At 68.3% G+C, this 20,852-nt stretch carries 17 protein-coding genes; 15 read left to right on the top strand and 2 right to left on the bottom strand.

Annotation, left to right across the window (positions count from 1 at the left end; translation table 11 throughout):
• The 3 genes from ACYQ8K_RS08880 to ACYQ8K_RS08870 form a co-directional block, all read left to right on the top strand.
• Positions 1 to 656, top strand: a 656-nt coding sequence (locus ACYQ8K_RS08880) for an NEW3 domain-containing protein (protein ID WP_459968088.1), incomplete at its 5' end; no start/stop codon positions are given.
• On the top strand, positions 653 to 1,270 hold the full coding sequence (locus ACYQ8K_RS08875) for a DUF7158 domain-containing protein (RefSeq protein ID WP_459968087.1): 618 nt from the start codon (positions 653 to 655) through the stop codon (positions 1,268 to 1,270). The genes ACYQ8K_RS08880 and ACYQ8K_RS08875, both read left to right, overlap by 4 nt.
• A 5-nt stretch (positions 1,271 to 1,275) precedes the next feature.
• Positions 1,276 to 2,196: an ROK family protein gene (locus tag ACYQ8K_RS08870; RefSeq protein ID WP_459968086.1), complete on the top strand. Its 921-nt coding sequence runs from the start codon at positions 1,276 to 1,278 to the stop codon at positions 2,194 to 2,196.
• On the opposite strand, the gene ACYQ8K_RS08865 is transcribed toward ACYQ8K_RS08870, so the two are convergent.
• Positions 2,189 to 2,518, bottom strand: a complete 330-nt coding sequence (locus tag ACYQ8K_RS08865; protein ID WP_459968085.1) for a winged helix-turn-helix transcriptional regulator — start codon at positions 2,516 to 2,518, stop codon at positions 2,189 to 2,191. The two genes, ACYQ8K_RS08870 and ACYQ8K_RS08865, sit on opposite strands and share 8 nt — an antisense overlap.
• A gap of 66 nt (positions 2,519 to 2,584) precedes the next feature.
• Here ACYQ8K_RS08865 and ACYQ8K_RS08860 point away from each other — a divergent pair, with 66 nt between their 5' ends.
• From ACYQ8K_RS08860 to rplL, 3 genes are all read left to right on the top strand, one after another.
• Positions 2,585 to 3,025: an anthrone oxygenase family protein gene (locus tag ACYQ8K_RS08860; protein WP_459968084.1), complete on the top strand. Its 441-nt coding sequence runs from the start codon at positions 2,585 to 2,587 to the stop codon at positions 3,023 to 3,025.
• A gap of 248 nt (positions 3,026 to 3,273) precedes the next feature.
• The gene (rplJ, locus tag ACYQ8K_RS08855; protein ID WP_459968083.1) at positions 3,274 to 3,906 is read left to right on the top strand and encodes a 50S ribosomal protein L10; all 633 of its coding nucleotides are present in this window, start codon (positions 3,274 to 3,276) and stop codon (positions 3,904 to 3,906) included.
• Positions 3,907 to 3,950: 44 nt separating this feature from the next.
• Positions 3,951 to 4,346 carry a 50S ribosomal protein L7/L12 gene (gene rplL / locus ACYQ8K_RS08850; RefSeq protein WP_007767831.1) on the top strand — a complete coding sequence of 132 codons (396 nt, stop codon included), beginning with the start codon at positions 3,951 to 3,953 and terminating at the stop codon, positions 4,344 to 4,346.
• Between the two features lie 50 nt (positions 4,347 to 4,396).
• Here rplL and ACYQ8K_RS08845 read toward each other — a convergent pair whose 3' ends face one another.
• Positions 4,397 to 5,080 carry a TetR/AcrR family transcriptional regulator gene (locus tag ACYQ8K_RS08845; protein WP_459968082.1) on the bottom strand — a complete coding sequence of 228 codons (684 nt, stop codon included), beginning with the start codon at positions 5,078 to 5,080 and terminating at the stop codon, positions 4,397 to 4,399.
• A 71-nt stretch (positions 5,081 to 5,151) separates the two neighbouring features.
• Between ACYQ8K_RS08845 and ACYQ8K_RS08840 the strand changes: the two genes are divergently transcribed.
• The 9 genes from ACYQ8K_RS08840 to ACYQ8K_RS08800 all read left to right on the top strand — a co-directional run bounded on the left by ACYQ8K_RS08840 (position 5,152) and on the right by ACYQ8K_RS08800 (position 20,851).
• Entirely contained in the window at positions 5,152 to 6,654 is a 1,503-nt protein-coding gene (locus tag ACYQ8K_RS08840; protein ID WP_459968081.1) for a carotenoid oxygenase family protein, read from the top strand.
• Between the two features lie 182 nt (positions 6,655 to 6,836).
• Positions 6,837 to 7,847 carry an ABC transporter ATP-binding protein gene (locus ACYQ8K_RS08835; protein ID WP_459968080.1) on the top strand — a complete coding sequence of 337 codons (1,011 nt, stop codon included), beginning with the start codon at positions 6,837 to 6,839 and terminating at the stop codon, positions 7,845 to 7,847.
• A 392-nt stretch (positions 7,848 to 8,239) separates the two neighbouring features.
• Positions 8,240 to 11,746, top strand: a complete 3,507-nt coding sequence (rpoB, locus tag ACYQ8K_RS08830; RefSeq protein ID WP_459968079.1) for a DNA-directed RNA polymerase subunit beta — start codon at positions 8,240 to 8,242, stop codon at positions 11,744 to 11,746.
• 59 nt (positions 11,747 to 11,805) lie between these two features.
• Positions 11,806 to 15,756 (top strand): DNA-directed RNA polymerase subunit beta', encoded by a 3,951-nt coding sequence (locus ACYQ8K_RS08825; protein ID WP_459968078.1) that lies wholly within the window; start codon positions 11,806 to 11,808, stop codon positions 15,754 to 15,756.
• Between the two features lie 142 nt (positions 15,757 to 15,898).
• A complete protein-coding gene (locus ACYQ8K_RS08820) occupies positions 15,899 to 16,654 on the top strand; it encodes a deoxyribonuclease IV (RefSeq protein WP_459968077.1) in 756 nt (251 codons plus the stop codon).
• Positions 16,655 to 16,713: 59 nt separating this feature from the next.
• Positions 16,714 to 18,342, top strand: coding sequence for an acyl-CoA dehydrogenase family protein (locus tag ACYQ8K_RS08815; protein ID WP_459968076.1), 1,629 nt, complete (start codon positions 16,714 to 16,716; stop codon positions 18,340 to 18,342).
• Positions 18,343 to 18,426: 84 nt separating this feature from the next.
• Entirely contained in the window at positions 18,427 to 19,365 is a 939-nt protein-coding gene (locus ACYQ8K_RS08810; RefSeq protein ID WP_459968075.1) for a crotonase/enoyl-CoA hydratase family protein, read from the top strand.
• A gap of 2 nt (positions 19,366 to 19,367) precedes the next feature.
• Positions 19,368 to 20,087, top strand: a complete 720-nt coding sequence (locus tag ACYQ8K_RS08805) for a PaaX family transcriptional regulator C-terminal domain-containing protein (RefSeq protein WP_459968074.1) — start codon at positions 19,368 to 19,370, stop codon at positions 20,085 to 20,087.
• Positions 20,084 to 20,851, top strand: a complete 768-nt coding sequence (locus tag ACYQ8K_RS08800) for a crotonase/enoyl-CoA hydratase family protein (RefSeq protein WP_459968073.1) — start codon at positions 20,084 to 20,086, stop codon at positions 20,849 to 20,851. Before ACYQ8K_RS08805 ends, ACYQ8K_RS08800 begins: the two co-directional genes overlap by 4 nt.
• The last annotated feature ends 1 nt before the right edge of the window (position 20,852 follow it).

Here is a 20,852-nt window from a genome sequence, read left to right as displayed (position 1 = left end):
CGCCCCCCCCCCCCCCCCCCCCCCCCCGGGGCGCGGCCCGCGCCCCCCCGGCCCGGCGCCGTCCCGGGGCGCCAGGCGACAGCACCGACGCGACGCTGCACGGCGCGATCACCCTCCGGTGTCCGGACGGCTGGACGGCCAGGCCCGCCGAGTTGCCCGTCACCCTGCGCGGCGGCGACCACTGCTACCAGGACGTGCGGGTGTCGGTCCCGGAGCAGGCCCGACCTGGCCTCTACCCGATCCGCGCCGAACTCCGCGTCACCGGCGACGAGCTTCCGCTGTCCTGGCGCCAGCCCGTCGAGGACGTCTGCGTGGTGACGGTGGGCGCGCCAGCGGGGGAGCTGGTCTACCTCGCCGACGGGCCCGCCGAGGTCACGCTTCGGCCCGGCGAAGAGGGCGCCCTGACGGTCACGTTCGGCAGCCACGCCGGCGCCGACCTGGCGCTGGAGGCGCACCTGATCAGCCCCTGGGGCACCTGGGAATGGATGGGTCCGGGCGCCCTCGGCGCGGTGCTACCCGCCCGGGGCACCGTCGACCTAGGCTTCCAGCTGACGCCGCCGGCCTGGCAGGAACCCGGCCAGTGGTGGGCGCTGGTGCGGATCGGCTGCGCCGGCCGACTGGTCTACTCGCCGGCGGTGAAGGTGACGGTCACATGAGCATCCACCCGATAGCGACCGTCGCCGGCGTGCCCGTTTCGCCGGGCGTCCTCGACGCCGCCGAGGGGCGGCTGCGCGCCGCCTGGGGCGCGGCCGCCCTGCCCGTCAGCGGCACCAGCGAGGGCCGCCAGCTGCGGCGGTGGCTGACCCAGCTCATCGTCACCGAGCGGGTGGTGGCCGCGGAGGCCGAGGCCCGCGGGCTGAGCGCGCGCGGCGCGCCGTCGGAGGCCGAGCTGCTGCCCGACGTGACCGCCCGGCTGGAGATCGGCAGCGTCGCCGCCGCAGTGCTGGCCGATCCGCGCGCCCGGGCGCTGTTCGCCGATGTCACCGCAGCGGTGCGGGTGGCCGACACCGAGGTGGCCGCCTATCACGCCCGCAACCCGCTGCGCTTCGCCGCGCCGCAACAGGGCGAACACGGCTGGCGCACAACGGCGTCGGCGGCTCCACCGCTGGACGAGGTGCGATCGGCGATCGAGGAGCACCTGCGCGGCGCCGCGCGCCGGCGCGCCTTCCGGTTGTGGCTGGACGGGCGCCGCGCCGCGCTGGTGGAGCTGGCGCCCGGCTACGAGCATCCCGGCGACCCCGGTCAGCCCGACAACACCCACCGGCACTGAGCGTCATGCTCACCCTCTGCCTGGACATCGGCGGCACCAAAATCGCCGCCGCGCTGGCGGATTCGGGTGGAAACTTGGTGTACAGCACCGTCCGCCCGACCCCGGCCACCCCCGCCGCCGGCGACGTGTGGGCCGTCGTCGAAGCGATGATCGCCGACGCGCTGCGGGCGGCCGACGCTCCGGTCGGCGCCGTCGGGATCGCCTCGGCCGGGCCCATCGACCTGCGCAGCGGGTTCGTCAGCCCGATCAACATCGACAGCTGGGACCGTTTCCCGTTGCGCGAGAAGGTCGCCGCGGCGGTGCCGGGGCTGCCGGTGGTGCTGGCCGGTGACGGCGTCTGTATGGCGCTGGGGGAGCAGTGGATCGGGGCGGGGAAACATGCGGCCCCGGGCGCCCGGTTTCTGCTGGGCATGGTGGTATCCACCGGGGTGGGCGGCGGGCTGGTGCTCGACGGCGTCCCGTACTCGGGGCGCACCGGCAACGCGGGTCACGTCGGGCACGTGGTGGTCGAACTGGACGGGCGGCCCTGCACCTGCGGCGGTCACGGCTGCGTGGAGACGGTCGCGTCCGGGCCGTGGATGGTGCGCCGGGCGCGGGAGAGCGGCTGGTCCGCGCCACCCGAAGCCGGCGCCAGCGACCTGGCCGCCGCGGCGGCGGCCGGAGACCCGTTGGCCCAGAAGGCATTCCATCGCGGTGCCAAAGCGCTGGCCGCGATGATCGCCTCGGTCGGGGCGGTGTGCGACCTGGATCTCGTGGTGATCGGGGGTGGGGTCGCGAAATCCGGGCCGCTGCTCTTCGACCCGTTGCGGGCCAAGCTCGCCGAATACGCCGGCCTGGACTTCCTGTCCGGGCTGCGCGTGGTGCCGGGCGAGCTCGGCGGTGAGGCCGGCCTGATCGGCGCGGCCCGGCTCGCGGGGCTCAGCTGACCCGCTGCATGTGCTTTCGTCCCCAGTCGCACAGGCTCGCCAGCACCGGCGCCAAGGTCATGCCGTATTCGGAAATCGAATAGTGCACACACGGCGGCACCGTGCGCGCGTCGTGGCGCTCGATGATCCCCGCGTCGACCAGTTCGTGCAGGTGCCGGATGAGCATGCGTTCGGTGATGCCGGGGATGCTGCGCCGCAGCTCGGCGGTGCGCATCGGGCTGTCGCACAGTCGCCACAGGATGGTGCCCTTCCAGCGGCCGTCGATGACCGACAGGGCGGCGTCGATCGGGCAGTCGCTGAGTTCCTTCTTGGATACGGACACGCGCACCTCGCTGACTAATTTGTCAGTACCTTGATATTTGTCAGCATAACCGTAAAGGTCGTTGCCATGAACAACAGCATCGACGCGCTCGCGGTCGTCGTCACCGGACTGATGGTCGGCGTGGAGCTGGCGGTCGCCGTCTTCTTCCATCCCCTCATCGCCCGGCTGCCCGACGACGGCTTCCGCGCGGCCCGCGGCGGCGCCGCCCGGGCGCTCGGCACGACGATGCCGTTCTGGTATGCCCTCACCCTGCTGCTGGTGGCCTCGCTCGCCATCCAGGAGCGCGGCGAGCAGCGCGATTGGCTCTGCGGCATTGCCGCGGGGTTGATGGCCGCGGTGATACTGCTGACCGTCGCCCTGCTGGTGCCGATCAACAACCGCATCGCGAAATGGCCGAGCACCGGCGAGCTCTCCCGCGAGCTCGCCGCCCGCTGGGATCGACGGCACCGGGTGCGGGTGATCCTGCTGCTGGCGGTGTTCGTGCTGCTGGTCCTCGCCGTCACCTGAGGCCACCGTTTTGGCTGATCGCGCGGCCCACGCTATTCTGTTAGCCGATCCACCGAAGACCGTCGGTCACCGAGCAATCGGTTGAAGGTCCGGGAGCATCCCGGCGGCCCACGCAGGAGGACGAGGCATCAGCGCCGGCTCGCGCCGGCGTACTTTCACGCCCCGGCCGCCTCTGCGCCGGGGCGTTCGTCGTTCTTCGGGGGAATCGAGACGACACGTCGCATTGACTTTCACTTCAGGAGGTAGGCATGGCCAGGGCTGACAAGGCCACCGCCGTTGCAGACATCGCCGAGCAGTTCAAGGAATCGACCGCAACCCTGATCACGGAGTACCGCGGTCTGACCGTCGCCAACCTGGCCGAGCTGCGGCGCTCGCTCAATGGGGCGGCCACCTACTCGGTGGCCAAGAACACGCTGGTCAAGCGTGCGGCCTCGGAGGCAGGGGTCGAGGGGCTCGACGAGCTCTTCGCCGGCCCGACGGCCATCGCATTCGTCACCGGGGAACCGGTCGACGCCGCCAAGGCCATCAAGACCTTCGCCAAGGAACACAAGGCGCTGGTCATCAAGGGCGGCTACATGGACGGCCGTGCGCTCACGGTCGCCGAAGTCGAGCGCATCGCCGACCTCGAGTCGCGCGAGGTGCTGCTGGCCAAGCTGGCCGGCGCGATGAAGGGCAACCTCGCCAAGGCGGCGGGGCTGTTCAACGCTCCCGCTTCGCAGGTCGCCCGGCTCGCGGCCGCGCTGCAGGAGAAGAAGGCCGCCGAAGGTCCCGCCGCTGCTGCAGAACCCGCAGCCGCCGCGGAGCCCGCCGCGGACGCCACCGGCGAACCCGCTTCGGAAGCACCCGCCGAGGCGCCGGAAACCCCGGCCGAAGCCGAATAACAACCAACCTCCGAACCTGGAAAAACAAGGAAGGACCCACACCCATGGCAAAGATGTCTACTGACGACCTGCTCGACGCTTTCAAGGAAATGACCCTGCTGGAGCTCTCCGACTTCGTGAAGAAGTTCGAGGAGACCTTCGAGGTCACCGCGGCCGCCCCGGTCGCAGTCGCCGCCGCCGGTGGTGGCGCCGCCGGCGGTGCGCCCGCCGAGGCCGCCGAGGAGCAGTCGGAATTCGACGTCATCCTCGAGGCCGCCGGTGACAAGAAGATCGGCGTCATCAAGGTGGTTCGCGAAATCGTCTCTGGCCTGGGCCTCAAGGAGGCCAAGGACCTGGTCGACGGCGCGCCCAAGCCGCTGCTGGAGAAGGTGGCCAAGGAGGCCGCCGACGAGGCCAAGACCAAGCTCGAGGCCGCCGGCGCCACCGTCACCGTCAAGTAAGTCGCAAGCGCGCAAGCCCCCGGGATCACCATCCCGGGGGCTTCGTGCGTTCAGTGCCGGGCCGACCGCAGCGACCGCGCCGCCCGCTCGGGTGAATCCCCAAGGGCGACAAGCAAGTTCGTCGTCATCGCACCAAGCACCGGAGCGACCGCCGAGTCGTCGTCGCCGTAGTAGCCGGCCAGCTCCAGCATGACGAACCCGTGGATCAACGCCCAGAACTGGGCGGCGGTGGCCACGACGGACGCGTCGTCGACACCGTCTTTCGAAGCGTCCGCGGCTTGGATCCGGCCGGCCAGCATGCACCGGTGCACGCCGCGCACCACGTGCGCGAAGCTGGGGTAGCTCCGCTCGATCTCGGCGACCGTCAGCGTCAGCACGTTGTGGGCGGGCGCGTTGATACCGTGCGCGCTGGTGCTGCCGAACATCAGCCGGTACATGTGCGGGCGCCTGATGGCGTAGCGCCGGTAGGCCGCACCGGTGACGAACAGATCGGCGACCGGGTCGGCGCTCGGCGGCACCGTCAGCGCGGCGTCGAACTGCCGCAGGCCCTCCTCGGCCACCGCCGCGATCAGCCCACGCATGCCGCCGAAGTGCGTGTACACCGCCATCGTGGAGGTGCCCGCGGCGCCGGCCACCTTGCGCGTCTGCAGGGCGTCGGGCCCGTGCTCGTCGAGCAGCCCGACCGCGGCGTGCAGCATCTCGTCGCGGACGCTGCGCTGAGCCTCTGAAGTCATCGTTGTCATCTTCTCATCGGCGGCGTATCGTGCCAATAACGCTGCAATAACGATGTTATAGGAGTTCAGCGATGGTGATCACGGCAACCGCCAAACCCGGCAACCCCTACCTCGAGGACTTCCTGGCGCCGGTGAGCGCGGAAGTCACCGCGCACGACCTGCGCGTCACCGGACGGATTCCGGAGCACCTCGACGGCCGCTACCTGCGCAACGGCCCCAACCCGGTCGCCGAGGTGGACCCGGCCGTCTACCACTGGTTCAGCGGCGACGGCATGGTGCACGGGGTGGCGCTGCGCGACGGGCAGGCCCGCTGGTACCGCAACCGCTGGGTGCGCACCGCCCACGTGTGCCGGGCACTGAAGGAGGCGGGGCCGCAGGGGTTGAACCCCCGCGCCGGGATGCTCTCCGTCGGCCCGAACACCAACGTATTGAGCCATGCCGGCCAAACGCTGGCGCTCGTCGAGGGGGGCGGGGCGAATTACCGGCTGACCGACGAGTTGGACACCGAGGGCCCGTGCGACTTCGACGGCACCCTGTTCGGGGGCTATACCGCCCATCCGCACCGCGACCCGCGCAGCGGCGAATTGCACGCGGTGTCGTATGCGTTCACCCGCGGGCGCACCGTGCAGTACTCGGTGATCGATACCGCCGGCCGCGCCCGGCGCACCGTCGACATCGAGGTGGGCGGGTCGCCGATGATGCACGACTTCTCCCTGACCGACAACTACGTGGTGATCTACGACCTGCCGGTGACGTTCGATCCCGTACAGGTGATGCCGGCGAATGTGCCGCGTTGGTTGGGTCTGCCCGCCCGGCTCGTGCTGCAGTCGTTGATCGGACGCTTCCGGATCCCCGGTCCGGTGACCGCGATGATCAACCGCAATCGCGAACCGATCAATCGGATGCCCTACCGGTGGAATCCTGACTACCAGGCCCGCATCGGGGTCATGCCGCGTGAGGGCGGCAACAAGGACATCCGCTGGTTCGACATCGAACCCTGCTACGTCTACCACCCGCTCAACGCCTACTCCGAGATGCGCGGTGGCGCTGAGGTTTTGGTGCTCGACGTGGTCCGCTACTCGCGGATGTTCGACCGCGACCTGCGCGGTCCGGGCGACAGCAGGCCGACGCTGGACCGCTGGACCGTCAACCTCGCGACCGGGGCGGTGACCAGCGAACGCCACGACGATCGCCCGCAGGAGTTTCCGCGCATCAACGAGGGCCTGCTCGGCCGGCGGCACCGATTCGGCTACACCATCGGCACCGACGGCGGCTACCTGTCGAACGGGGCGTCCGAGATGTCCACCGCCCTCTACAAGCACGACTACGCGACCGGATCGAGCGCGGCCGCCGTCCTCGATACCGGCCTTTTACTCGGCGAGATGTCCTTTGTGCCAAGCCCCGCCGCCCGCGCCGAAGACGACGGGATCCTGATGGGCTTCGGGTATCACCGCGACAGCGACGAGGGTCAATTGCTCTTGCTGGACGCGCAGACGCTCGAGCGGGTGGCCACCGTCCACCTGCCGCAGCGGGTGCCGATGGGCTTCCACGGCAACTGGGCGCCCGCTGGCTAACGTCGGGCTAACACGTGCGTCAAATAAGTTGTGCCGTGCGGGCTTCCGGCTGATCTCGGGACCGTCAATTTTTCCCCGGTGACGCCCGCATCCCTGCTGCCGTGTGGCAGGCGTGCGCTACAGTGACTCATGCCACATAAAAGGGCAGGTGGCGGGCAAGAGTTTCGACGGAAGGATTTCCCATGGGCGTCGCTATCGAGGTGAATGGACTCACGAAGTCCTTCGGCTCCTCGAGGATTTGGGAAGACGTGACTCTGGAAATCCCCGCCGGGGAGGTCAGCGTCCTGCTGGGGCCGTCGGGTACCGGCAAATCGGTTTTCCTGAAGTCCCTCATCGGTTTGTTGCGGCCCGAGCGCGGCTCGGTGGTCATCGACGGCACCGACATCCTGCAGTGCTCGGCCAAGGAGCTCTACGAGATCCGCACGCTGTTCGGCGTGATGTTCCAGGACGGTGCCCTGTTCGGTTCGATGAACCTGTTCGACAACGCGGCGTTTCCGCTGCGCGAGCACACCAAGAAGAAGGAAGGCGAGATCCGTGACATCGTCATGGAGAAGCTGACCCTGGTCGGTCTCGGTGGTGACGAGAAGAAGTTCCCCGGCGAGATCTCCGGTGGTATGCGCAAGCGCGCCAGCCTGGCCCGTGCCCTGGTGATGGACCCGCAGATCATCCTGTGCGACGAGCCCGACTCCGGTCTGGACCCGGTCCGTACCGCGTACCTGAGCCAGTTGATCCTCGACATCAACGCCCAGATCGACGCCACGGTGCTGATCGTTACCCACAACATCAACATCGCCCGCACCGTGCCGGACAACATGGGCATGCTGTTCCGCCGCAAGCTGGTCATGTTCGGCCCGCGCGAGGTGCTGCTGACCAGCGACGAGCCGGTGGTGCGGCAGTTCCTCAACGGCCGCCGGATCGGTCCGATCGGCATGTCCGAGGAGAAGGACGAAGCGACCATGGCCGAAGAGCAGGCCCTGCTCGACGCCGGCCACCACGCCGGCGGTGTCGAGGAGATCGAGGGGGTGCCCCCGCAGATCACCGCGACGCCGGGCATGCCCGAGCGCAAGGCCGTCGCCCGCCGCCAGGCCCGTGTCCGCGAGATCCTGCACACCCTGCCCAAGAACGCTCAGGCCGCCATCCTCGACGACCTCGAAGGGACCCACAAGTACCGCGCCCACGAGTTCGGCGACTAGGGCGCCGGCCCGTCGTGTTTTGCGATAACTCCGCGTAAACACGACGGCCCGCCCTCTTGACGGCGGGCCGTAAACGGGCCAGTCTGTTGGGCAGCATGTATCCAGCGGAAAGTCGAAACGCCAGCCAGCGCCGATGTCCCTGGACTGCTGATGCTGGGAAGTTGAGGAATGCGCCGTCCTGCGCTATTGTTGGACGTTGCGCTGGCTACCTCCTGCCCACCTCACCCGCCACCTGACACCGTGGTCTAAGCCTGAGCCCCCTCAAGCGGCTTAGTTCTAGTTGCGCGTGAGATCCGGACAGATCGTTCGCCGGCCGAACCGACACAATTCGCGGCGAGCTGGCCGGTGGTCCCGGTCTTCGTGAGTCGCACGAGGTGCTGGAAGGATGCATCTTGGCAGATTTCCGCCAGAGCAAGACGGATCGCCCACAAAGTTCCTCTAACGGAAGTTCTTCAAACGGCTCCGTGCCCGGAGCGCCCAACCGAGTTTCCTTCGCCAAGCTCCGCGAACCGCTTGAGGTTCCGGGTCTGCTTGACGTGCAGATCGACTCCTTCGAGTGGTTGATCGGCGCGCCGCGGTGGCGTGAGGCCGCCGCCGCCCGCGGGGACGTGACTCCGGTGGGTGGCCTGGAAGAGGTGCTCTACGAGCTCTCGCCGATCGAGGACTTTTCCGGCTCGATGTCGCTGTCGTTCTCCGACCCGCGTTTCGACGAGGTCAAGGCGCCGGTCGACGAGTGCAAAGACAAGGACATGACGTACGCGGCCCCGCTGTTCGTCACGGCCGAGTTCATCAACAACAACACCGGCGAGATCAAGAGCCAGACGGTCTTCATGGGCGACTTCCCGATGATGACCGAAAAGGGCACCTTCATCATCAACGGGACCGAGCGTGTGGTGGTCAGCCAGCTGGTCCGGTCGCCGGGCGTGTACTTCGACGAGACCATCGACAAGTCGACCGAGAAGCTGCTGCACAGCGTGAAGGTGATCCCGAGCCGCGGCGCGTGGCTCGAGTTCGACGTCGACAAGCGCGACACCGTCGGCGTCCGTATCGACCGCAAGCGCCGCCAGCCGGTCACCGTGCTGCTCAAGGCGCTGGGCTGGACGAACGAGCAGATCACCGAGCGGTTCGGCTTCTCCGAGATCATGATGTCGACGCTGGAGAAGGACAACACCGCCGGCACCGACGAGGCGCTGCTGGACATCTACCGCAAGCTGCGGCCGGGCGAGCCGCCGACCAAGGAGTCCGCGCAGACCCTGCTGGAGAACCTGTTCTTCAAGGAGAAGCGCTACGACCTGGCCCGCGTCGGCCGCTACAAGGTCAACAAGAAGCTCGGCCTGCACGCGGGAGAGCCGATCACGTCGTCGACGCTGACCGAGGAAGACGTCGTCGCCACCATCGAGTACCTGGTGCGCCTGCACGAGGGCCAGGCCACGATGACCGTCCCCGGCGGCACCGAGGTGCCGGTGGAGACCGATGACATCGACCACTTCGGCAACCGCCGGCTGCGCACCGTGGGCGAGCTGATCCAGAACCAGATCCGGGTCGGCATGTCGCGCATGGAACGCGTCGTGCGCGAGCGGATGACCACGCAGGACGTCGAGGCCATCACGCCGCAGACCCTGATCAACATCCGGCCGGTCGTCGCCGCGATCAAGGAGTTCTTCGGCACCAGCCAGCTGTCGCAGTTCATGGACCAGAACAACCCGCTGTCCGGGCTGACCCACAAGCGCCGGCTGTCGGCGCTGGGCCCCGGCGGTCTGTCCCGTGAGCGCGCCGGCCTGGAGGTCCGTGACGTCCACCCGTCGCACTACGGCCGCATGTGCCCGATCGAGACCCCGGAGGGTCCGAACATCGGTCTGATCGGCTCGCTGTCGGTGTACGCGCGGGTCAACCCGTTCGGCTTCATCGAGACGCCATACCGCAAGGTGGTCGACGGTGTGGTCTCCGACGAGATCCACTACCTGACCGCCGACGAGGAGGACCGCCACGTCGTGGCGCAGGCCAACTCGCCGATCGACGACAAGGGCCGGTTCGAGGAGTCCCGCGTCCTGGTGCGCCGGAAGGCGGGCGAGGTCGAGTACGTGCCCTCGTCCGAGGTGGACTACATGGACGTGTCGCCGCGCCAGATGGTGTCGGTGGCCACGGCCATGATCCCGTTCCTCGAGCACGACGACGCCAACCGGGCCCTGATGGGTGCCAACATGCAGCGCCAGGCGGTTCCGCTGGTGCGCAGCGAGGCGCCGCTGGTGGGCACCGGCATGGAGCTGCGCGCGGCGATCGACGCCGGCGACGTGGTGGTGGCCGACAAGGCCGGGGTGATCGAGGAGGTCTCCGCCGACTACATCACCGTGATGGCCGACGACGGCACCCGGCACACCTACCGGATGCGCAAGTTCGAGCGGTCCAACCACGGCACCTGCGCCAACCAGTCGCCGATCGTCGACGCGGGGGAGCGGGTGGAGGCCGGCCAGGTCATCGCCGACGGTCCCTGCACCGAGAACGGTGAGATGGCGCTGGGCAAGAACCTGCTCGTGGCGATCATGCCGTGGGAAGGCCACAACTACGAGGACGCGATCATCCTCTCCAACCGGCTGGTTGAGGAGGACGTGCTCACCTCGATCCACATCGAGGAGCACGAGATCGACGCCCGCGACACCAAGCTGGGCGCGGAGGAGATCACCCGGGACATCCCGAACGTCTCCGACGAGGTGCTGGCCGACCTGGACGAGCGCGGGATCGTGCGCATCGGTGCCGAGGTCCGCGACGGCGACATCCTGGTCGGCAAGGTCACCCCGAAGGGTGAGACCGAGCTGACCCCGGAGGAGCGGCTGCTGCGCGCGATCTTCGGTGAGAAGGCCCGTGAGGTCCGCGACACCTCCCTGAAGGTGCCGCACGGCGAGTCCGGCAAGGTCATCGGCATCCGGGTGTTCTCCCGCGAGGACGACGACGAGTTGCCGGCCGGTGTCAACGAGCTGGTGCGCGTTTACGTGGCCCAGAAGCGCAAGATCTCCGACGGCGACAAGCTCGCCGGACGCCACGGCAACAAGGGTGTCATCGGCAAGATCCTGCCGCAGGAGGACATGCCGTTCCTGCCGGACGGCACCCCGGTGGACATCATCCTGAACACGCACGGTGTGCCGCGACGGATGAACATCGGCCAGATCCTGGAGACTCACCTCGGGTGGGTGGCCAAGTCCGGCTGGAACATCGACGGTTCGCCCGAGTGGGCGGTCAACCTGCCCGAGCAGCTGCGGCACGCGCAGCCGGACCAGATCGTGTCCACGCCGGTGTTCGACGGCGCCAAGGAGGAGGAGCTGCAGGGCATGCTGTCCTGCACGCTGCCCAACCGCGACGGCGAGGTCATGGTCGACGGCGACGGCAAGGCGGTGCTGTTCGACGGCCGCAGCGGCGAGCCGTTCCCGTACCCGGTGACCGTCGGCTACATGTACATCATGAAGCTGCACCACTTGGTGGACGACAAGATCCACGCCCGCTCCACCGGTCCGTACTCGATGATCACCCAGCAGCCGCTGGGTGGTAAGGCGCAGTTCGGTGGCCAGCGCTTCGGTGAGATGGAGTGCTGGGCCATGCAGGCCTACGGCGCGGCGTACACGCTGCAGGAGCTGTTGACCATCAAGTCCGACGACACCGTCGGCCGGGTCAAGGTGTACGAGGCGATCGTCAAGGGCGAGAACATCCCGGAGCCCGGCATTCCCGAGTCCTTCAAGGTGTTGCTCAAGGAACTGCAGTCGCTCTGCCTCAACGTCGAGGTGCTCTCCTCGGACGGTGCGGCGATCGAGCTGCGCGAAGGCGAGGACGAGGACCTCGAGCGTGCGGCGGCCAACCTGGGAATCAACCTGTCCCGCAACGAATCTGCGTCTGTTGAGGACCTGGCTTAGCGGTGACGCCAAGCCAGCCTCTTATTGGTAACTAAACCCGCAAGGGGAAAGGGAGTTACGTGCTCGACGTCAACTTCTTCGATGAACTCCGTATCGGCCTGGCCACCGCGGAGGACATCAGGCAATGGTCTTACGGCGAGGTCAAGAAGCCGGAGACGATCAACTACCGCACGCTGAAGCCGGAGAAGGACGGCCTCTTCTGCGAGAAGATCTTCGGACCGACTCGCGACTGGGAGTGCTACTGCGGCAAGTACAAGCGCGTCCGGTTCAAGGGCATCATCTGTGAGCGCTGTGGCGTCGAGGTGACCCGCGCCAAGGTGCGTCGCGAGCGGATGGGCCACATCGAGCTGGCCGCGCCCGTCACGCACATCTGGTACTTCAAGGGCGTGCCGAGCCGGCTCGGCTACCTGCTGGACCTGGCGCCTAAGGATCTCGAGAAGATCATCTACTTCGCCGCGTACGTCATCACCTCGGTCGACGACGAGATGCGCCACAACGAGCTTTCGACGCTCGAGGCCGAAATGATGGTGGAGCGCAAGGCCATTGAGGACCAGCGCGACGCCGACCTGGAGGCCCGCGCCCAGAAGCTCGAGGCCGACCTGGCCGAGCTGGAGGCCGAGGGCGCCAAGGCCGACGCGCGCCGCAAGGTCCGCGACGGCGGCGAGCGCGAGATGCGTCAGCTGCGCGACCGGGCCCAGCGCGAGCTGGACCGGCTCGAGGAGATCTGGACGACCTTCACCAAGCTGGCCCCCAAGCAGCTGATCGTCGACGAGAACCTCTACCGCGAGCTGATCGACCGCTTCGGTGAGTACTTCACCGGTGCCATGGGTGCGGAGTCGATCCAAAAGCTGATCGAGAACTTCGACATCGACGCAGAGGCCGAGATCCTGCGCGACGTGATTCGAAACGGCAAGGGGCAGAAGAAGCTTCGCGCTCTCAAGCGGCTCAAGGTGGTCGCCGCGTTCCAGCAGTCGGGCAACTCCCCGATGGGCATGGTGCTCGACGCCGTCCCGGTGATCCCGCCGGAACTGCGCCCGATGGTGCAGCTCGACGGTGGCCGGTTCGCCACCAGCGACCTGAACGACCTGTACCGCCGCGTGATCAACCGGAACAACCGACTCAAGAGGCTGATCGACCTCGGCGCGCCCGAGATCATCGTCAACAACGAGAAGCGGATGCTGCAAGAGTCCGTGGACGCGCTGTTCGACAACGGCCGTCGCGGCCGCCCGGTCACCGGGCCGGGTAACCGCCCGCTGAAGTCGCTGAGCGATCTGCTCAAGGGTAAGCAGGGCCGGTTCCGCCAGAACCTGCTCGGTAAGCGCGTCGACTACTCGGGCCGCTCGGTCATCGTGGTCGGTCCGCAGCTCAAGCTGCACCAGTGCGGTCTGCCCAAGCTGATGGCGCTGGAGCTGTTCAAGCCGTTCGTGATGAAGCGGCTGGTCGACCTCAACCACGCGCAGAACATCAAGAGCGCCAAGCGCATGGTGGAGCGTCAGCGTCCTCAGGTGTGGGATGTCCTCGAAGAGGTCATCGCCGAGCACCCGGTGCTGCTGAACCGCGCTCCCACCCTGCACCGGCTGGGCATCCAGGCCTTCGAGCCAATGCTGGTGGAAGGCAAGGCAATTCAGCTGCACCCGCTGGTGTGTGAGGCGTTCAACGCCGACTTCGACGGTGACCAGATGGCGGTGCATCTGCCGCTGAGCGCCGAGGCGCAGGCCGAGGCCCGCATCCTGATGCTGTCTTCCAACAACATCCTGTCGCCCGCGTCGGGCCGACCGCTGGCCATGCCGCGTCTGGACATGGTGACCGGTCTGTACTTCCTGACCACTGAGGTCGACGGCGACACGGGCGAATTCAAGCCGGCCGCCAAGGACGAGCCCGAGGTCGGGGTGTACTCCTCGCCGGCTGAGGCGATCATGGCGTCCGACCGTGGCGTGCTGTCGGTGCGGGCCAAGATCAAGGTGCGGCTGACCCAGTTGCGTCCGCCGGCCGACATCGAGGCCGAGCTGTTCGGCGCCAACGGCTGGCAGCCGGGCGACGCCTGGATGGCCGAGACCACTTTGGGCCGTGTGCTTTTCAACGAACTGCTGCCGGTGGGCTACCCGTTCGTGAACAAGCAGATGCACAAGAAGGTGCAGGCGTCGATCATCAACGACCTGGCCGAGCGGTACCCGATGATCGTGGTCGCGCAGACCGTGGACAAGCTCAAGGACGCCGGTTTCTACTGGGCGACCCGCAGCGGTGTCACGGTCTCGATGGCCGACGTGCTGGTCCCGCCGCGCAAGAAGGAGATCCTCGACCAGTACGAGGAGCGGGCCGAGAAGGTCGAAAAGCAGTTCCAGCGTGGCGCTTTGAACCACGACGAGCGCAACGAGGCGCTGGTGGAGATCTGGAAGGAAGCCACCGACGAGGTCGGTCAGGCGCTGCGTGAGCACTACCCGGCCGACAACCCGATCATCACGATCGTGGACTCGGGCGCCACGGGTAACTTCACCCAAACGCGAACGCTGGCCGGCATGAAGGGTCTGGTGACCAACCCGAAGGGTGAGTTCATCCCGCGTCCGGTCAAGTCGTCGTTCCGTGAGGGCCTGACCGTGCTGGAGTACTTCATCAACACGCACGGTGCTCGAAAGGGCTTGGCGGACACCGCGTTGCGTACCGCCGACTCGGGTTACCTGACCCGTCGTCTGGTGGATGTCAGCCAGGACGTCATCGTCCGCGAGCACGACTGCGAGACCGAGCGGGGCATCATCGTCGAGCTGGCCGAGCGCCAGGCGGATGGCACCGTGATCCGCGACCCGTACATCGAAACCTCGGCGTACGCACGGACTCTGGGCGCCGATGCGGTCGACGAGGCCGGCAACGTCGTCGTTCCGCGCGGCGAGGACCTGGGTGACCCCGAGATCGAGGCCCTGCTGGCCGCGGGCATCACGTCGGTCAAGGTGCGCTCGGTGCTGACGTGCACCACCGGCACCGGCGTGTGCGCGACCTGTTACGGACGCTCGATGGCGACCGGCAAGCTGGTCGACATCGGTGAGGCCGTCGGCATCGTCGCGGCGCAGTCCATCGGTGAGCCCGGTACCCAGCTGACCATGCGTACGTTCCACCAGGGTGGTGTCGGTGAGGACATCACCGGCGGTCTGCCCCGGGTGCAGGAGCTGTTCGAGGCCCGCATCCCGCGCGGTAAGGCGCCGATCGCCGACGTCACCGGGCGGGTCCGTCTCGAGGACGGTGAGCGCTTCTACAAGATCACCATCGTTCCCGACGACGGCAGCGAAGAGGTTGTGTACGACAAGCTCTCCAAGCGGCAGCGGCTGCGTGTGTTCAAGCACGAGGACGGTTCCGAGCGGGTGCTGTCCGACGGCGACCACGTCGAGGTGGGCCAGCAGCTGATGGAAGGCTCGGCCGACCCGCACGAGGTGCTGCGCGTGCAGGGCCCCCGCGAGGTGCAGATCCACCTGGTCCGCGAGGTCCAGGAGGTCTACCGCGCGCAGGGTGTGTCGATCCACGACAAGCACATCGAGGTGATTGTTCGCCAGATGCTGCGCCGCGTCACCATCATCGACTCGGGCTCGACGGAGTTCCTGCCCGGCTCGCTGATCGACCGTGCGGAGTTCGAGGCGGAGAACCGCCGGGTGGTGGCCGAGGGCGGCGAGCCCGCCGCCGGACGTCCGGTGCTGATGGGTATCACGAAGGCCTCGCTGGCCACCGACTCGTGGCTGAGTGCGGCGTCGTTCCAGGAGACCACGCGAGTGCTGACCGATGCGGCGATCAACTGCCGCAGCGACAAGCTCAACGGTCTGAAGGAGAACGTGATCATCGGAAAGCTGATCCCGGCCGGTACTGGCATCAACCGGTACCGCAACATCCAGGTGCAGCCGACCGAGGAGGCCCGGGCCGCCGCGTACACGATCCCGTCCTACGAGGATCAGTACTACAGCCCGGACTTCGGTCAGGCCACCGGTGCCGCGGTGCCGCTGGACGACTACGGCTACAGCGACTACCGCTAGTCAACGACGAAAAAGCCCCGGGTTTTGCCCGGGGCTTTTTCCTTGCTTGCAGCGTCGAGCGTCACGCCAGCGTGGCTCTCTCCGCCGAGCGTCACCCTGGCGTGACGTTGGGCCGTCAGCACACCTCACTACACTGGCCGACGTGCTCATCGGTTCGCACGTCGGCAACGACGATCCCTTGGCCGCGGCGCAGACGGACGGCGCCGACGCGGTGCAGTTCTTCCTCGGCAATCCGCAGAGCTGGAAGAAGCCCAAGCCGCGTGACGACGCCGAGGCGCTCAAAGCGTCGTCCGTGCCGTTGTACGTCCATGCGCCCTACCTCATCAATGTCGCTTCGGCGAACAACCGCATCCGGATCCCGTCGCGCAAAATATTGCAGGACACCTGCGACGCGGCCGCGGAAATCAACGCGACGGCGGTCATCGTGCACGGCGGCCATGCCGATGACGACGACATGGCAGCCGGCTTCGAGCGCTGGGTCAAGGCGCTGGATTATCTGGAAACGGACGTGCCGGTGTATCTGGAAAACACCGCCGGCGGCGACCATGCGATGGCCCGCCATTTCGACACCATCGGAAAACTGTGGGATCACATCGGCGACAAGGGAATTGGTTTCTGCCTGGACACCTGTCACGCCTGGGCCGCCGGTGAGGCCCTGATCGATGCGGTCGACCGGATCAAGGCCCTGACCGGACGCATCGACCTGGTGCACTGCAACGACTCGAGGGACGCGGCGGGCTCCGGTGCCGACCGGCACGCCAACTTCGGCACCGGCCAGATCGACCCGGCCCTGCTCGTCGCGGTGGTTGAGGCCGCCGGCGCGCCGGTGATCTGCGAGACCGCGGACGAGGGCCGCAAGGACGACATCGCGTTCCTGCGGGAGAACACCAAGGGCTGACCGCCCACCCGACTGTTACACCTCTTGTGCAACTGTCGGGAAAATGTAACATTGGTGGCATGTCGGACACTCACGTCGTCACCAACCAGGTCCCGCCCCTGGAAAACCACAACCCCGCCAGCTCCGCGGTGCTCATCGAGGCCCTGATCCGCGAGGGCGGGCAGTGGGGCCTGGACGAGGTGAACGAGGTCGGCGCGCTGTCGGCCACCCACCAGGCGCAGCGGTGGGGCGAGCTCGCCGACCGCAACCGGCCCGTCCTGCACACCCACGACCGCAACGGTCACCGGGTCGACGAGGTCGAATACGACCCCGCCTACCACGAACTCATGCGCGCGGCGGTCGCCCACGGCATGCACGCCGCGCCCTGGGCCGACGACCGCCCGGGTTCCCACGTCGTCCGCGCCGCCAAGACGTCGGTGTGGACGGTCGAGCCGGGCCACATCTGCCCGATCTCGATGACGTACGCCGTCGTGCCGGCGCTGCGCTTCAACCCCGAGCTGGCCAAGGTGTACGAGCCGCTGCTGACCAGCCGCGAATACGACCCCGAGCTCAGGCCGGCCACCACCAAGCCCGGCATCACCGCGGGCATGTCGATGACCGAGAAGCAAGGCGGCTCCGACGTGCGCGCCGGCACCACCGAGGCGACCCCCAACGCCGACGGCAGCTACCGGCTGACCGGTCACAAGTGGTTCACCTCGGCGCCGATGTGCGACATCTTCCTGGTGCTGGCGCAGGCGCCGGGCGGGCTGTCCTGCTTCATGCTGCCCCGGGTCCTGCCCGACGGCACCCGCAACCGAATGTTCCTGCAGCGTCTCAAGGACAAGCTCGGCAACCACGCCAACGCGTCCAGTGAGGTCGAATACGACGGCGCGATCGCGTGGCTGGTGGGGGAGGAAGGGCGCGGCGTGCCCACCATCATCGAGATGGTCAACCTCACCCGGCTGGACTGCACGCTGGGCAGCGCCACCAGCATGCGCACCGGTCTGACCCGGGCGATCTACCACGCCCAGCACCGAAAGGCCTTCGGCGCCTATTTGATTGACCAACCACTGATGCGTAACGTGCTGGCCGACCTGGCCGTCGAGGCGGAGGCGGCCACCATGGTCGCGATGCGGATGGCCGGCGCGACCGACAGGGCCGTGCGCGGCGACCGGACCGAGGCGCTGCTGCGCCGCATCGGCCTGGCGGCCAGCAAGTACTGGGTGTGCAAGCGCTCCACGCCGCACGCCGCCGAGGCGCTGGAGTGCCTGGGCGGCAACGGCTATGTCGAAGACTCCGGCATGCCGCGGCTGTACCGGGAGGCGCCGCTGATGGGCATCTGGGAGGGCTCGGGCAACGTCAGCGCGCTGGACACGTTGCGCGCCATGGCAACCCGGCCGGAGTGCGTCGAGGTGCTGTTCGATGAGCTCGCCGACGGCGCGGGTCAGGACCCGCGCCTGGCCAACCACGTCGCGCGGCTGCGCGATCAGCTGGGCGACCTGGAGACCATCCAGTACCGCGCCCGCAAGGTGGCCGAGGACATCTGCCTGGCGCTACAGGGCTCGCTGCTGGTGCGCCACGGCCACCCGGCCGTCGCCGAGGCCTTCCTGACCACCCGCCTCGACCGGCAGTGGGGCGGTGCGTTCGGCACCATGCCGGACGGGCTCGACCTCGCACCGATCCTGGAGCGGGCGCTGGTCAAGGGCTGAGCCACAAATGACCTGCGCCGGCGACGATGTAGAGCGAAGCGATGAGGTGGGGGCACCTCCCGCTTGCGAGGGAGAGTGGCGCCATTGACTCACGCGATCAGGCCGGTCGACTTCGATAACCTCAAAACGATGACCTACGAGGTCACCGATCGGGTTGCGCGCATCACGTTCAACCGGCCGGACAAGGGCAATGCGATCGTCGCGGACACCCCGCTGGAACTCTCGGCCTTGGTGGAGCGCGCCGACCTCGACCCGAACGTGCACGTCATCCTGGTGTCCGGTCGCGGCGAGGGCTTCTGCGCGGGCTTCGACCTGAGTGCCTACGCCGATCGCACCGGCTCGGCCGGCGGCACCGGCGCATACCAGGGCACCGTGCTGGACGGAAAGACCCAGGCGGTCAACCATCTGGCCGATCAGCCCTGGGATCCGATGATCGACTATCAGATGATGAGTCGCTTCGTGCGGGGCTTCTCCAGCCTCATGCACGCCGACAAGCCGACGGTGGTGAAGATCCACGGCTATTGCGTGGCCGGTGGCACCGACATCGCGCTGCACGCCGACCAGGTCATCGCCGCGGCCGACGCCAAGATCGGCTACCCGCCGACCCGCGTGTGGGGCGTGCCGGCGGCGGGGCTGTGGGCACACCGGCTGGGCGATCAGCGCGCGAAAAGGCTGTTGTTCACCGGTGATTGCATCACCGGTGCGCAGGCCGCCGAGTGGGGATGGGCGGTCGAGGCGCCGGATCCGGCGGACTTGGACGAGCGCACCGAGCGGCTGGTGCAAAGGATCGCCGCGGTGCCGGTCAACCAGCTGATCATGATCAAGCTCGCGCTGAATTCCGCTCTGCTGCAACAGGGTGTGGCAACCAGCCGGATGGTCAGCACGGTGTTCGACGGCGTCGCCCGGCATACTCCCGAGGGGCACGCCTTCGTCGCGGACGCCGTCGAGCACGGGTTCCGCGAGGCGGTGCGGCACCGCGACGAACCGTTCGGCGACCACGGGCGCCGCGCCTCCGGGGTGTAGCCATGCCGGACATGACGGCGCGGTCGGTGGTGCTCAGCGTGCTGCTCGGCGCCCACCCCGCGCACGCCCGGGCCAGCGAATTGGTCAGACTCACTTCGGATTTCGGCATCAAGGAGTCGACGCTGCGGGTGGCGCTGACCCGCATGGTCGGTGCCGGCGACCTGATCCGCTCCGCCGACGGCTACCGGCTCTCCGATCGCCTGCTGGCCCGTCAGAAGCGCCAGGACGATGCCATCGACCCGCGGGCACACCCCTGGAGCGGCGAGTGGGTCACGCTGATCGTGACCAGCGTCGGAAACGACGCGCGCACCCGCGCGGCACTGCGAACCACGTTGCACGACAAGCGCTTCGGCGAGCTTCGCGAAGGGGTGTGGATGCGGCCCGACAACATCGAGGCGGAGCCCGGCCCCGAGATCACCGCCCAGGCGAGGGTGCTGCGGGCGCGCGACGACGACCCCGCCGAGCTGGCCGCGCAGCTGTGGGACCTGCCCGGCTGGGCCCAGACCGGCCATCGGCTGCTCGACGAGATGGCCGCCGCACCAGACATCCCCGGCCGTTTTCTGGTGGCCGCGGCGACGGTGCGCCACCTGCTCACCGACCCGGTGCTGCCCGACGAGCTGCTGCCGGCCGACTGGCCCGGCGCCCGGCTGCGGGTGGCCTACCACGACTTCGCCGCCGAACTGCTGCGGCGGCGCGAACCACTATGTGCGGAGGCGACATGAGCGAACCGGTGCGGATCGAGCGCAACGGCCCGGTGACCACGGTGATCATCGACCGTCCGGCGGCCCGCAACGCGGTCAACGGCCCGACGGCCGCCGCGCTGTATTCGGCGTTCGAAGAATTCGACCGCGACGACACCGCGTCGGTGGCGGTGCTGTGGGGCGACAACGGAACCTTTTGCGCCGGAGCCGATTTGAAGGCCTTCGGCACACCCGAGGCAAACGCCGTGCACCGCACCGGCCCGGGCCCGATGGGCCCGACGCGGATGGTGCTGTCCAAGCCCGTCATCGCCGCGGTCAGCGGCTACGCCGTCGCCGGCGGACTGGAACTGGCCATCTGGTGTGACCTGAGGGTGGCCGAGGAGGACGCCGTGTTCGGCGTGTTCTGCCGGCGCTGGGGCGTCCCCCTGATCGACGGGGGCACCGTCCGGCTGCCCCGGCTGATCGGGCACAGCCGCGCGATGGACATGATTCTGACCGGCCGCGCGGTGGCCGCCGACGAAGCCCTGGCCATCGGACTGGCGAATCGGGTTGTGCCCAAGGGCCAGTCACGCCAGGCCGCCGAGGAGCTGGCGGCGCAGCTCGCGGCGCTGCCGCAGCAGTGCCTGCGCTCGGACCGGCTGTCGGCGCTACACCAGTGGGGCGCAACCGAATCCGACGCGATCGACTTCGAATTCGCCAGCATCTCGCGGGTGGCCGCGGAAGCGAACGAAGGCGCGGGGCGCTTCGCGGCGGGCGCGGGACGGCACGGGGCGCCGGCCAGCTAGT

Source organism: Mycobacterium sp. MUNTM1 (genome assembly GCF_054660795.1).
Note: the sequence above shows the minus strand (reverse complement) of the source record. Positions and strands in the feature narration are given on the sequence as shown.